This window comes from Cupriavidus sp. FW305-F7, from assembly GCF_058782875.1.
The window spans coordinates 1-12,881 of sequence record NZ_JBYSYC010000092.1 but is presented as its reverse complement, the minus strand read 5'-3'; the positions used below and the strand labels follow the sequence as shown (position 1 = coordinate 12,881).

Below are 12,881 nucleotides of genomic sequence, written 5' to 3'. Positions count from 1 at the left end.
ACCCAATGGCGCTGAAGGAATGGCTTGAGCCGGATGCGGGGCGACTCGCACGTCCGGTTCTAAGGGGGCGGCGGCGCGGTAATGCGTCGCTGCTACCCGACCAGCTTCACTGGGTGGATGCTGACACAGGCGAAATCGTGAACAAGCAACTGAACGCGCCGTGTTCCTCGAACATTTTGCGAATCGCGAACCGTGCCTTATTGGCATGGAGGCCTGTGGCGGTTCCCAGCACTGGGCACGGCGATTGATCGAGATGGGCCATCAGATCAAGCTGATGCCAGCGAAGTTCGTCAAGGCTTTCGTGATCGGCAACAAGAATGACCCGGCGGATGCGCGTGTGATCTGGATGGCCACACAGATGCCAAGCAAGGCCGTCGCAGTGAAGACCGAAGCGCAGCAGGCCGTACTAGCGCTGCATCGGTTGGGGCAACAGAAGGTCAAGTTTCGAACGATGCGGATGAACAGTCTGCGGGGGTTGCTATCCGAATACGGCGAGGTGATTGCCAAGAGCCGCGCCGCACTAGATCCGCGACGAAGGCACCGTCAGGAACAAGGCCGTCTACCTGGCCTTGGGTATCCGCGCCGACGGGCGCAAGGGTTTCCGGAGAAGTTGATCGATCAACTCATCCGGAAACAGCTTCGGCGCGCTCGATTTCTTGCTCTTCTTGGTCATGCTTGTTGTTTCGGTCATAAGGGCGTTTCTTTCGATATCGTCTCATGACCTCAACACACAAGAAATCTGACAGGCTCGGGGTTGCCAAAACTATCCCGGTTGCAAGGTCAGACTGTCCCGCAACGTCTAGGTACCGGCTCGATCAATCATCGCCGCCGCGCTCTCAGTCAACAAGGTCCCCCCCGGGGAAGGCTGGCTTTCCGGCAGGCTCGAGCGCCGATTTTCTGCCTTGATACCGACACGATGCTTTAGGTTGCGAGGTATGTCACTGGAGAGGCGGAGCAGCGCGGACGCCGGCAAGGACCTGTCGCCTCCATCCGGTCGGCTCTTCCCGACCCCATTCGGTCATTCTCGGTCTGCTGTGGGAATGACCGAAGCTAGGCGTATCCCTGTCATTGGGAATTGTGGTAATGGCACACGCGCAATTCGATAATCCCGTGCCGTCGCGTAGAATTCCGATACGTCCATGTCCTTGATCCCCCCGGCGCAAATGCGTGCCACGATTGCACACCGAGGCTAAATAACATGCGGATTCCTCCGGTGAAGGCCATCATTGCCTTCGAAAGCGTTGCCAGAACCAAGAGCGTCAGCCGTGCATCGGAGGAACTGGGCTTGACGGCGTCCGCTGTTAGCCACCAGATCGGTAACCTCGAGGAGGCGCTCGGCCAGGCGCTCTTCTTCCGGCAAGGACGCGGATTGGTCCTGACGCCTGTCGGCGAGCAATATCTCCGTGACATTACCGGTGTGCTCGCCGATTTGAATCGTGCGACGGAGCGCGCTTCCAGCCCAGCCAACATCGAGATCCTGCGGGTCCACTCGAGTCCCAGTTTCGGCCTGATGTGGCTATTGCCGCGGCTGGAATCCTTCCAGGCTGACAACGGCGACATCCAGTTGAACCTGTCCTGCTCCTATGAGGACATCTCCTTCACGGGCGGCTACTACGACGTGGATATCCGACACGGCTATGCCCATTGGCGCGATGTCGAGGTCAGGACCTTGCGCCGCGAGACCATTGCCCCGCTCGCGTCGCCGGCCTACCTCGAGAAGCATCCCATAGCGACGCCGACTGACCTGCTCGCGCAGCGGCTCATCTATTCGGAAACCCCGCTTGTCCAATGGCAGCAATGGCTCGCCAGATTCGGCGTCGCCGGCGGTCGCAAGACGTTCGATTTCACCTTCGACCGCTCCTACATGTCGCTCGAAACCGCGGCGCTGGGGCTTGGCGTGGCGCTGGAAAGCACGCTGCTGGCCTCTGTCATGATCCGCAAGGGCGCGCTCGTTCCCGTGTTCGACGATGCCCATGCCATCGAGGTTGGCAGCCACCACCTCGTCTATCCCCAGCAGAACACCGACCTGCCGCGCGTGGCGCGCTTCCTGGCCTGGATGGAGCGCCAGTTGCCGAACTCTGGCTGAGCGAATATTCAAAAGTGCCTCCGGCGGCGCCTTGCTGAACCCCGGTCGTGCCATCACCTGAAAATTTCTCAGCAATAGCTGAGGCAGACCGCGTTGATCGGCGGGCTGCCAGCGGCAACACTCGACCTAACAGAATTCAATGTCAAAGGAGACAAAGATGCTGGTCGAGAACAACGTAGTCATCATCACGGGCGCCGCCTCCCCGCGTGGCATCGGCAAGGCCACTGCCAAGGCCTTTGCGGCCCAGGGCGCCTCGGTAGTCATCCTCGACCTGCGCCTCGAGGACGCGCAGGCCGCCGCCAGCGAACTGGGCGACCAGCACCTGGGGCTGGCATGCGATGTGACAGATAAGGCCGCCTGCGAACGTGCGGCCCAGGCGGTGCTCCAGCGCTATGGGCGCATCGACGCGTTGGTCAACAACGCCGGCATCACCCAGCCGGTGCGCACGCTGGACATCCAGGCCGCCAATTACGACGCCGTGCTGGATGTGAACTTGCGCGGCACCCTCTATATGTCGCAGGCCGTGTTGCCGCAGATGCGCGAGCAGAAGCGTGGCAGCATCGTGTGCATGTCGTCGGTCTCCGCGCAGCGCGGCGGTGGCATCTTTGGCGGCCCGCACTACAGCGCGGCCAAGGCCGGCGTGCTGGGCCTGGCCCGCGCCATGGCGCGCGAGTTCGGGGCGGACGGCATCCGAATCAATTCCATTACCCCGGGCCTGATCCAGACCGACATCACGGGCGACAAGCTCACCCCCGAGATGCGTGCCGACATCATCAAGGGCATCCCACTGGGCCGCCTGGGCAACGCCATCGACGTGGCCAATGCCTGCGTATTCCTGGCCAGCGACATGTCCGCCTACCTCACTGGCATCACGCTGGACGTCAACGGCGGCATGCTGATCCACTAAATTCAAGTTGAAGCCGCCCGCAGAGGCGGAACGATCAACAGCCGGTGCGCCGCCGAAGCGGCGTAACCAGGCAGGAGACAACCAATGAAAACCAAATACGCAGCCTCGCCCATGGGCGGCGAGGCAACGCTGCACGCCGATGCCGCCAGCTTCGAGACCCGCACCTACGCCAAGGTGGTGAAGCGGCTCATCCCGTTTCTGATGCTGTGCTACCTGGGCGCCTACCTGGACCGGGTCAACGTGGGCTTTGCCAAGCTGCAGATGCTGAACGACCTGCAGTTCAGCGAAACCATCTACGGCCTGGGTGCAGGCATCTTCTTCCTTGGCTATTTCCTCTTCGAGGTGCCCAGTAACGTGATCCTCCACAAGGTGGGCGCCAAGCGCTGGCTGGCGCGGATTATGCTGACGTGGGCGGTGATCTCTGCCTGCTTCGCCTTCGTCAGTACGCCAACCCAGTTCTACATCCTGCGCTTCCTGCTAGGTGCGGCCGAGGCCGGATTCGCGCCCGGCGTGATCCTGTACATGACCTACTGGTTCCCGTCCGAGCGCCGTGCCAAGGCCTTGTCGCTGTTTTTCATGGCCATCCCGCTGGCGGGCATCGTAGGCGGGCCGCTGTCGGGCTACATCATGCATGCCTTCCACGGCATGGGCGACCTTGCCGGCTGGAAGTGGCTGTTCCTGCTCGAGGCACTGCCGTCGCTGTTCCTCGGGGTGGCCATCCTGCTTTACCTGGACAACGGCATCGAGCAGGCGCACTGGCTCACCGACGCCGAGAAGGCGCTGCTCAAGCGCAATATCGAAGGCGACAATGCGCAGAAGACGCAACACATGTCGATCCGATCCTTCATGGGCGACCGTCGTCTGTGGCTGATGGCCGGGATCTACTTCTGCGTGGTGCTGGGCCAGTACGGCCTGACATTCTGGCTGCCCACGATCATCCGCAAGGCCGGCGTGGCCGATCCGCTGTGGGTGGGCATCTACACCGCGCTGCCCTATCTCTGCGCCATCGTGGCCTTGCCGCTGGTTGGCATGAGCGCCGACCGCCACCGCGAGCGTCGTTTCCACCTGATGGTGCCGATGGTGGTGGCCGCAGCCGGGTTTGCCACGCTGCCAATGCTGGGCAGTGTCAGCGCATCGCTGGTGTGCCTGTGCATCGCCGCGGCGGGCATCCTGGCCTCGTCTTCGCAGTTCTGGGCGCTGCCCACCGCGCTGCTGGGCGGCATGTCGGCCGCAGCGGGCATTGCCGCGGTCAACTGCGTAGCCAACCTGGCCGGCTTCTTCTCACCCGCCATCGTGGGCTGGCTCAACGACCTGACTGGCAAGTCCACCGCCGGGCTGGTGTTCATCTCGGCCACCGTAGTGTTTGGCGCCATGCTGGTCTTCCTCGTTCCGGCCCGCTCCGTGAACCGCTGATACCTGACATCCATGAATACTGACCAATTGATTGCAGGAGACACCATGCAACATCCATCCACCGACCAGGCCGTGTCCTTGCGGGACCGCGCCTATCGTATCCGCCGCAATGCATTGCTGATGGGCGAAGTGCAGGGCCAGGGCTACATCGGCCAGGCGCTCGATATTGCCGACGTGCTCGCCGTGGCCTACTTCGACGCCATGCGCTATCGCCCGGATGATCCCCTATGGGAAGGGCGCGACCGCTTCCTGCTGTCCAATGGCCACTACGCCATCGCGCTATACGCGGCACTGCTGGAGGCCGGCATCCTGCCCGCCGAGGAGCTTGAGACCTATGGCAGCGACGACAGCCGCTTGCCGATGTCGGGCATGGCCAGCTACACGCCTGGCATGGAGATGTCGGGCGGTTCGCTGGGACAGGGGCTGACCATCGCCGTGGGCCGTTGTCTCGGGCTCAAGCGCAAGGGCTCGGACAACTTCGTCTACACGCTGTTCTCGGATGGCGAACTGGATGAGGGCGCCATCTGGGAAGGCATCATGTCTGCCGCCCACTGGAAGCTTGACAACCTGATAGCCATGGTCGACGTCAACAACCAGCAGGCTGACGGTCCCTCCACGCAGATCATGGCCTTCGAGCCACTGGTGCCCAAGCTGGAAGCATTCGGGTGGTTCACGCAGCGCGTGGACGGAAACGACATCGACGCCGTGGCCGCCGCCTTCCGCGCGGCACGCGAGCACCGCGGCGCGCAGCCGCGCATGATCATCTGCGATACCCGCATGGGGTGCGGCGTGCCGTTCCTTGAACAGCGGGAGAAGAACCACTTTATCCGCGTGGATGCCGACGAATGGCAACTCGCACTGCAGGCCCTCGAAGCCGGGAGACAAGCATGAGCAACATCAACGCCAACCAGACTGCCACCGCCAAGCCGAAGCTCAAGACCTCGGCGATGATCGCCTCCATCGCTGGCGAGGGGCAAGCCACGCGGTCCGCGCCGTTCGGCCACGCGCTGGTGGAGCTCGGCCGGCAGAAGCAGAACGTGATCGGCATGACGGCAGACCTGGGCAAGTACACCGACCTGCATCTCTTTGCGAAGGCTTATCCCGAGCGCTTTTACCAGATGGGCATGGCCGAGCAGCTCCTGATGGGTGCCGCGGCCGGCTTCGCACACGAGGGCGCCCAGCCGTTTGTCACCACGTATGCGGTGTTTGCCACGCGGCGTGCCTACGACTTCATGCATCAGGCCATCGCGGAGGACAACCTCGACGTGAAAATCGTGTGCGCGCTGCCCGGACTCACCACCGGCTACGGCCCCAGCCACCAGGCGGCGGAGGACCTGGCGCTGATGCGCGCCATGCCCAACATGACGGTGATCGACCCGTGCGACGCCATCGACATCGAGCAGATGGTGCCAGCCATCGCCGCGCACAACGGGCCGGTGTATGCGCGCCTGCTGCGCGGCAATGTGCCGGTGGTGCTGGACGAGTACAACTACAAGTTCGAGCTGGGCAAGGCCAAGCTGCTGCGCGATGGCGGTGAAGTGCTGATGATCTCGGCGGGCATCATGACCATGCGCGCGCTGGAGGTGGCCAAGGCGCTGGAGAAGGATCGCATCGGTGTGGCGGTACTGCACGTGCCGACCATCAAGCCACTCGATACCGAGACCATCCTGCGCGAGGCGAAGCGGCAAGGGCGCCTCGTAGTGGTGGCCGAGAACCACACGGTGATCGGCGGGCTGGGAGAAGCTGTGGCCACCACGCTGATGCAAGCGGGCACCGTAGTACCGTTCCGGCAGGTAGGTCTGCCGGACGAGTTTCTGGACGCAGGGGCACTTCCCACGTTGCACGATCGCTATGGCATTTCGGCGAATGTAATGGCGGAGGCGATCAAGCAATGGATTAAGTAGAGGCCATAGAGATCGAGTGCCGACGCCTTACAAAGTTTCGCTTAGTAAGGCTGGTCCGTGTGCCGCAATCTACGCCCTCCGTGCCACTCCAAAAGAAAAGCGGCCGAAGCAAAGCAGACTTCGGCCGTTCGAATGAATCGCTGCGGCTGACCGAAATTGGCCGGGAACAGACCCAGAGAAGAAACTGGCTCACCGCATCGCCTCATTTCCTGCGCATGCCAGCGTTCCTGCGCATGCCAGCGCTCATGCCAAGACGGCCGTGGATTCTGGAGCATTTCGTTCCATGGCAGGGGGGCTTCTGGTGGAAGCCCACGAGTCCGATTTGAGTGTCGCTAGCGAGGAGACGCAAGCGCGCGTGAGGAAGCATTGAAGGTTGGCCCCGAAACTTATGAAGGCGAGCTGGAGATGGATTTTGTATCTTGGAACGCTCGGGTCCTCAGAAGTAAAGGCCTCGATTTGCTGGTCATTAGCCGATTCCTCCAGCGAGGCGGGCTGATTCAGGCAGGGATTTCAATCGCAGCATTGCCAGCACGCCTAAAGCAGGCCCAGGAGCCAAAAACACAAATGCCCATCGCCACCCGAAGGCGCCCGCTAGTAACGGGATGAGCCAGATCGTTGCGACCGTGAGAATGAAGCCGATGGCAAGTTGCAGTGTCAGGGCTGTTCCCACATAAGATTGGTCCGCAAGCTCTGTCACCATTGCAGAAAACTGCGGCGAGTCCGCGACCACGGTGAACCCCCACACTAGGCCAACAAGGAAAAGCAGCCAGGGGGACGAGTCGAATAACAACCCGATGAGCACGCAGCAAGTCCCCGAAATAGCCATCATGAGGGCGGTCGTCCTAGTCCTGCCCCACCGATCTCCAAGGATGCCACCGACCCAACAGCCCACCCCCCCAGCGGCGATAACTGCGAATGTCGCGTAGGCCGCGGCCGGGCCAACCCTGATTCCCTTGGCTACCAGCGCTTCGGAGAAGAACGCCAAGAACCACGCATACATTGCGAACAGTTCCCACATGTGGCCGAAGTATCCAAACGAAGCGAGCCTAACCCCGCGATTCGCGAATACCCGCCACGTTTGCGTGGGATCGAACCTCGCCCTGGGGAAGGGAAAAGGGCCTTCCTTCACCGCGAACACTGTGATTACGCCTCCCCCGAGGGTCAGCACGCTGGTTACGTAGATGACCAGCCGCCAGTTCAGTCCACCGAGTCCGTTGATGAGATGGGGCATCGCTTGGCCGACGACTATCGCTCCAACGAGAATCCCTAGCGCGATGCCGCGCCCCTTGCGGAACCACGTGCACATCAGCTTGAGGGCCGGCGGGTAGACGCCGGCGAGGAAAAAGCCTGTTGCGAAGCGCAATGCGATTCCGACTCCTGCTCCGCTTGCGACCTCCAGCAGTCCGTTCGCTGTGGCAGCCCCGACCGCTCCCCCCATGATCACATGCCTCGGCGGCACGACATCTGAGATGTTGAGTAGACTCGAGACCAGTGCGCCGCACACAAAGCCGAGTTGAACCGCGATGGTGAGCCACGCGGCCGCACTTACGGAGAGCGCCCATTCCGCGCGCAGTTGAGGAATCACTGCGGCGGCCGAGAACCACGGCGTCATGGACAGGACAAGCATGACGGCGAGCAGCGCCAGTGCACGCCATCGACCGGGACTCTGCTCTTGGAGGACGTCCTCGCTCATTCTCGTACTCCATCCTCAATGTTGAATCGCGGCGGGATATTAGCCTGAATATTGCGTCTCGCATTACGAGACACTGACGCGCTCTATGCGCCGCTTTGCAACTGCAGACCGATCTTGAGAATCGCTAATTTTTGAGGAGGCGCCATAGGGTGGAGCGACCAATACCCAAGCGTTTTGCGGCCTGGGTACGGTTTCCTCCACACTCCTTGAGAATCTCCTTCACATTGGCGATGGTCATGCCAGAGAGCGTGGTGTCTGGCGGCTCCGGCATAGCGGCCAGTGAATCGTAGTGGTCCGGATCACGGTCGAGAAGTGCGGCCAGTTGCCTTGCTGGCACTGCCGCGCCGGCTTCGAGACAAGCCATGGCAACACGCTCGGCGAAGTTCTCGAGCTCGCGGACATTACCTGGCCAGGCATGTTGTCTGGCGACGACCAGGGCTGCAGGCAGGACAGTGTCAAGCAAGTCTGCAAGCTGCACCCGTCGCATCGCCGCACTTACCAGCGCCGTTGCGAGAGAGTCGCGGTCCTCGGGGCGCTCGCGCAGTGGCGGCACCTGGACGCGCAGCACGCTAAGGCGATAGAAGAGATCTTTCCGAAAGGCGCCTTCGCGCACGCGCTCCCACAGGTCTCGATGCGTGGCGGCAACGATGCGGACATTGACCTGCAGGGTGTCGGTACCGCCGACTCGCGTCACTTCTCGCTCCTGCAAGACGCGTAGCAGCCGCGTTTGCAATAACGACGGCATCTCCGCCACCTCGTCGAGGAAGACCGTTCCTTCATTGGCGGCTTCGAATAGGCCCGCTTTACCGTTGCGCCGCGCGCCGGTGAAGGCGCCTTCTTCATAGCCAAAGAGTTCCGTCTCCAGCAGCGTCTCAGGCAATGCGCCGCAATTGACCGCCAGGAACGGGTGCCGCCGTCGGCGGCTGGCGTTATGCAGGCCTTGGGCAAGCAGTTCCTTGCCGACGCCGGTTGGCCCTGTGATCAGAACGGTAGCATCGCTGCGCTCGGCCGCAACTCGGCAACGGGTAATGGTGGCGGCCATGGCTGGCGAGGCGCCTACGATGTCCTCAAGCTTGTACCTGGCTGTTTGCGAGTGCGTGTACCGATGCGTTCGGAGCCTGTTAAAGGCCCTCTCGACGCGTGTCGGCTGGCGGAGCGTCAGTACCGCGCCAACGCGCACATTCCCTTCGTACAGCGGCGCTCGGTCAATGATTACCGTGCGTCCGTCGATCTCCTCAACGGCGCCGCTGTCATGCTCGCCATCTGACAGGGCACGTCCTGGACGCAAGGCAGGGAATGGTAGCGAGAGCGTTTTCCCGGTAGATGGGATGAGGGGACTGCCAACTAATTTCTCCGCTGCGGGATTGGCCGCGATCAGCCTGCCGGCGGCATCCAGCGCGACAACGCCATCGCCAAGGTGGTAAAGGACGCTGTTCAGCAGCGAATACCGCGAGCGCTCGACCGCTTTCGCGTTCGCCAGGGCGATCGCGTCTTCCAGCGCAAGCCGCACCGAGTCGACGGAATAGAGGAACACGCCTGCCATGCCCGCTGCGGCTGCCGCCTGCATGACTACGCCCGCGCCCACGACCACGCGCGTGTCCAGGCGCCGCAACTCGTCAATCACGTTGCGGACGTCCGGGGCAGACTCGTACGACCGAAAGACAATTGGCAAAGCGAACACTTCCGCAAACTTCGCCATGTCATCACCGGCATCGCGGTGGAGCACCACGGCAAGGCGTTCGGAGATTGCCCTGGCCCGGACGATAGCGGCCATCACGTCATGGCCGCCGACGCGTACGGAGACCACCGGAATCGACAAGTGGCTGCGCAGGAATTCAGCATTTGCGCCGGCTGAAACCACGACGTCGCACGGCGCCGATTCCTGCCGACGCTGAATCTCGGCGAGCGCCTCATCAAAATGCGCGTCGACCACGCTCACTTGCGCACGCGCGTGAAGCGCCGCACCCACGTCGCGGATGTGCTCGGCGAGCTGGTATGCGCTGACGCCAATGATCACGGGGCGGCGTGGCTTTGGGGGTTCTTCCATGAGAAGCGGCCGGGTGGCGTAACGGGTGGGGGTAGTTTAGCGTTTCATTCGATCGTTTCAAAGTGAAACGGTAGCGTTCCAATGTGACTCAATCCTGTTTGTTCTCCGAGCGGCCCGGTGACACTAATTTTTCATTACAAATCAGTTGGTTACACGGAAGTTTGGGTTCGCTTCGGCATCTGGCATGGCCATTGCGCTCATGGGGTCACCTACGAACACACCGCAGGAAACCCATGAATCGCAGAGACTTCAACCGCATCGCCTTAACCTTGCTCGGCGCCGCCCCGCTAACGGTGGCGCGCGCCGCCGAACGCTATCCCGCGAAGCCGATTTCCCTTGTCGTCGCCTACAGCGCCGGCGGAAGCGCCGACTTGCGGGCACGCCAGGTGGGCCGCTTCATGAGCACTGCCTTGGCGCAACCGGTCGTCGTGGAAAACCGGCCCGGCGGCGCGGGAAACATCGGTACGCAGTACGTGGCACGGGCGAGGCCCGATGGCTACGTGCTTGGCATCGGCAACCTTGGCCCATTGAGCGTCAATCCTTCGCTGTTTGCCAACCTCTCGTTCGATCCAGCCAGGGACCTGACAATGATCGCGCTGATTGAGCGCGGCCCGCTGCTGCTGCTGGTCAGGCCGGATTCGCCGTACAGAACGGTGGCCGACTTGATACGGTCCGCCAAGGCCAGCCCCACCGGCTTGACTTATGGTTCCAGCGGAGCGGGCGGCGCGCATCATCTTTCCGGCGAATTGCTGAAGTCCATGACTGGCTGCAGCCTGGTACATATCCCTTACAAAGGCGGCGCCGGCGCGATGGTCGACCTACTGGGCGGCCGCCTTGATTTCCTGTTTGAGCCGATGTACTCGGCGCTGCCGGCAACACGTATGGGCAAGGTGCGCTCTCTGGCGATTACCAGCAAGGGGCGTTCGCCATTGCTTCCGGGCGTCCCAGCCATGAATGAGGCTGGCGTCCCCGGATTTCAGGTGGAGCACTGGCAGGGGCTGGTCGGCCCCGCTGGCCTGCCGACGCCCATCGTCCAGGTTCTCAACAAGACCGTCAATCAAGCGCTCGAGGACCGAGAGATTCGAGCCCTCCTGTTATCCCAGGGCAATGAGCCAGGCAGGGGGACGCCAGAGGCATTTGCAGCTTACGTCAAGGCGGAGAGAAGCCGCTGGCAACAACTGATCCGCGCCAGCGGAATCGAACCGAGCTGATTTACTGGACGCTTTTCTTTACACACAACCAAATTTCCGAGAACGAAATGAAAGCTATCATGATCGAGAGCTATGGCGGCCCCGAAGTCTTGCAGCGCCGGGAAGTACCAGCACCGGAGCCCGGTCCCGGCGACATCGTTGTAAAAGTCGCCTTCGCCGGCATCAACTTCATGGATGTGCATACGCGTCAGGGCAAATATGCGATGTCGACGACTTACCCAGTGCGGCTCCCATGCACCTTGGGCATGGAGGGAGCCGGCGAGGTGGTCCATGTAGGTAGCGAAGTCAGCCGCTTCGCGCCCGGCGACCGGGTGGCATGGTGCATCGCATGGGGCAGCTATGCCGAGTACGCCCGGGTGCCGGCGGGGCTCGCGGTCCGGCTGCCCGACGACATCGCCTACGATCAGGCGGCGGCCAGTCTCTTCCAGGGCAGCACCGCCCACTATCTGCTCAACGAGGTGGCCAGGCTGCATGCCGGGCAGGCCTGCCTGGTGCACGCCGCCTCCGGCAACATCGGGCAGTTGCTCGTACAGATGGCCAAGGCCGCCGGCGTTACTGTTTTTGCGACGGGCAGCTCGCCGGAAAAGTGTGCCGTGGCACATCGCCTCGGCGCCGATCACGCCATGCTCTACGACCATGGCCGATTCGCCGACGCAATACGCGAGGCCACGCAGGGCCGTGGTGTTGATGTGGTATTTGACTCGGTGGGGAAAGCGACACTGCGCGACAGCTTCCGCGCCACGCGCAAGCGCGGGCTGGTGATCAACTACGGCAACGTTTCCGGATCGGTGGACGACCTGGACCCCATGGAGCTGGGGGAGAGCGGCTCATTGTTCCTGACCCGGCCTCGATTGGCAGACCACATGTCAGATCCTGAGACGGTACAGCGACGCGCGGATGACATCTTCGCGGCGCTCGCCTCAAAGCAAATCCATATTCCTATCGCGAACCGCTATGGCTTTGACGACGTGGAGCAGGCACATGCGATGATCGAGCAACGGCAGCAAATCGGCAAGTCCGTATTATCGATTGCTGTTTAGAGGCGGCACCGGATGGGCGCTTGCGGCGCCGACAATCCCCCGGGTCTCGATTGTGGCCGGCTGGCCTCCGCCCGCTGAAGGGCCGGAGAGCGGTTGTGAGCGGTCATCGAAGCTGAGGTTGCCGATCGTCTCTTGATCGGCCGACTCGGACTTCCAACCCCGCGACTTCGGATGACTCAAACTGGCCGGCTACTGCCGTTGCGCTCCCGCCAGACTCGCAAACAAGGGGGCCGCTGCGCGCGTGGTCAGGATGCTCGCGACGCCAGCGTTGCCAGGGCGCGGCGATATGGCACGATAACGTTGTGCTTATCAAGCGGCGACGCGCCGCCCCCTGGGAAGGGGAGTTTGGTGAGGCCGGCTGGCAGTTCGTGTCGCAGGAGATTGTTTTGCGCAATGGATACAGCCATCCTCAACAGTTCGAAGGATTTTGGCAACTGGAGGGGCGTCAGAGTTGAGGATATTTCGTTTGCGCGCGGGGGATGATCACCCCGTGGAGCCGTTTCCGGGCCTGTCAGTTTTTTTGTGTGCAGGGCAGTTAAAGGCTCATCGTCATTTCGACCGGTGAGCCAGCATTATCTCA

General features: G+C 62.2%; 9 protein-coding genes and 2 pseudogenes. 9 read left to right on the top strand and 2 right to left on the bottom strand.

Features of this window, described 5'->3' with window-relative positions; translation table 11 throughout:
- Positions 1–89: 89 nt before the first annotated feature.
- From AC3WL8_RS39125 to AC3WL8_RS39095, 7 genes and pseudogenes are all read left to right on the top strand, one after another.
- Positions 90–526: pseudogene (locus tag AC3WL8_RS39125) on the top strand (IS110 family transposase); the annotation flags it as partial.
- Positions 525–596, top strand: a pseudogene (locus AC3WL8_RS39120) (transposase); the annotation flags it as partial. The pseudogenes AC3WL8_RS39125 and AC3WL8_RS39120, both read left to right, overlap by 2 nt.
- A gap of 602 nt (positions 597–1,198) precedes the next feature.
- A complete protein-coding gene (locus AC3WL8_RS39115; RefSeq protein WP_153956426.1) occupies positions 1,199–2,086 on the top strand; it encodes a LysR substrate-binding domain-containing protein in 888 nt (295 codons plus the stop codon).
- 157 nt (positions 2,087–2,243) lie between these two features.
- Positions 2,244–2,993 carry an SDR family NAD(P)-dependent oxidoreductase gene (locus tag AC3WL8_RS39110; RefSeq protein ID WP_153956446.1) on the top strand — a complete coding sequence of 250 codons (750 nt, stop codon included), beginning with the start codon at positions 2,244–2,246 and terminating at the stop codon, positions 2,991–2,993.
- 84 nt (positions 2,994–3,077) lie between these two features.
- On the top strand, positions 3,078–4,406 hold the full coding sequence (locus AC3WL8_RS39105) for an MFS transporter (RefSeq protein ID WP_013959246.1): 1,329 nt from the start codon (positions 3,078–3,080) through the stop codon (positions 4,404–4,406).
- Between the two features lie 45 nt (positions 4,407–4,451).
- Positions 4,452–5,297: a transketolase gene (locus AC3WL8_RS39100; RefSeq protein WP_153956427.1), complete on the top strand. Its 846-nt coding sequence runs from the start codon at positions 4,452–4,454 to the stop codon at positions 5,295–5,297.
- The gene (locus AC3WL8_RS39095) at positions 5,294–6,310 is read left to right on the top strand and encodes a transketolase family protein (RefSeq protein ID WP_492380185.1); all 1,017 of its coding nucleotides are present in this window, start codon (positions 5,294–5,296) and stop codon (positions 6,308–6,310) included. The genes AC3WL8_RS39100 and AC3WL8_RS39095 overlap by 4 nt, the downstream gene beginning before the upstream one ends.
- Before the next feature lie 466 nt (positions 6,311–6,776).
- On the opposite strand, the gene AC3WL8_RS39090 is transcribed toward AC3WL8_RS39095, so the two are convergent.
- Positions 6,777–8,003: an MFS transporter gene (locus tag AC3WL8_RS39090; protein ID WP_492380184.1), complete on the bottom strand. Its 1,227-nt coding sequence runs from the start codon at positions 8,001–8,003 to the stop codon at positions 6,777–6,779.
- A gap of 124 nt (positions 8,004–8,127) precedes the next feature.
- Positions 8,128–10,050, bottom strand: a complete 1,923-nt coding sequence (gene prpR / locus AC3WL8_RS39085) for a propionate catabolism operon regulatory protein PrpR (protein ID WP_492380183.1) — start codon at positions 10,048–10,050, stop codon at positions 8,128–8,130.
- Positions 10,051–10,283: 233 nt separating this feature from the next.
- On the opposite strand from prpR, the gene AC3WL8_RS39080 reads away from it, so the two are divergent.
- Together AC3WL8_RS39080 and AC3WL8_RS39075 are read left to right on the top strand one after the other, a co-directional pair.
- Positions 10,284–11,261, top strand: a complete 978-nt coding sequence (locus AC3WL8_RS39080) for a Bug family tripartite tricarboxylate transporter substrate binding protein (RefSeq protein ID WP_492380182.1) — start codon at positions 10,284–10,286, stop codon at positions 11,259–11,261.
- Between the two features lie 47 nt (positions 11,262–11,308).
- Complete coding sequence (locus AC3WL8_RS39075) at positions 11,309–12,301, top strand: quinone oxidoreductase family protein (protein ID WP_013959252.1); 993 nt, start codon at positions 11,309–11,311, stop codon at positions 12,299–12,301.
- The last annotated feature ends 580 nt before the right edge of the window (positions 12,302–12,881 follow it).

Excerpts from the sequence above, each read along its gene's own strand:
- AC3WL8_RS39115 (WP_153956426.1), top strand. The coding sequence starts at position 1,199 with ATGCGGATTCCTCCGGTGAAGGCCATCATTGCCTTCGAAAGCGTTGCC.
- AC3WL8_RS39110 (WP_153956446.1), top strand. The coding sequence starts at position 2,244 with ATGCTGGTCGAGAACAACGTAGTCATCATCACGGGCGCCGCCTCCCCG.
- AC3WL8_RS39105 (WP_013959246.1), top strand. The coding sequence starts at position 3,078 with ATGAAAACCAAATACGCAGCCTCGCCCATGGGCGGCGAGGCAACGCTG.
- AC3WL8_RS39100 (WP_153956427.1), top strand. The coding sequence starts at position 4,452 with ATGCAACATCCATCCACCGACCAGGCCGTGTCCTTGCGGGACCGCGCC.
- AC3WL8_RS39095 (WP_492380185.1), top strand. The coding sequence starts at position 5,294 with ATGAGCAACATCAACGCCAACCAGACTGCCACCGCCAAGCCGAAGCTC.
- AC3WL8_RS39090 (WP_492380184.1), bottom strand. The coding sequence starts at position 8,003 with ATGAGCGAGGACGTCCTCCAAGAGCAGAGTCCCGGTCGATGGCGTGCA.
- prpR (WP_492380183.1), bottom strand. The coding sequence starts at position 10,050 with ATGGAAGAACCCCCAAAGCCACGCCGCCCCGTGATCATTGGCGTCAGC.
- AC3WL8_RS39080 (WP_492380182.1), top strand. The coding sequence starts at position 10,284 with ATGAATCGCAGAGACTTCAACCGCATCGCCTTAACCTTGCTCGGCGCC.
- AC3WL8_RS39075 (WP_013959252.1), top strand. The coding sequence starts at position 11,309 with ATGAAAGCTATCATGATCGAGAGCTATGGCGGCCCCGAAGTCTTGCAG.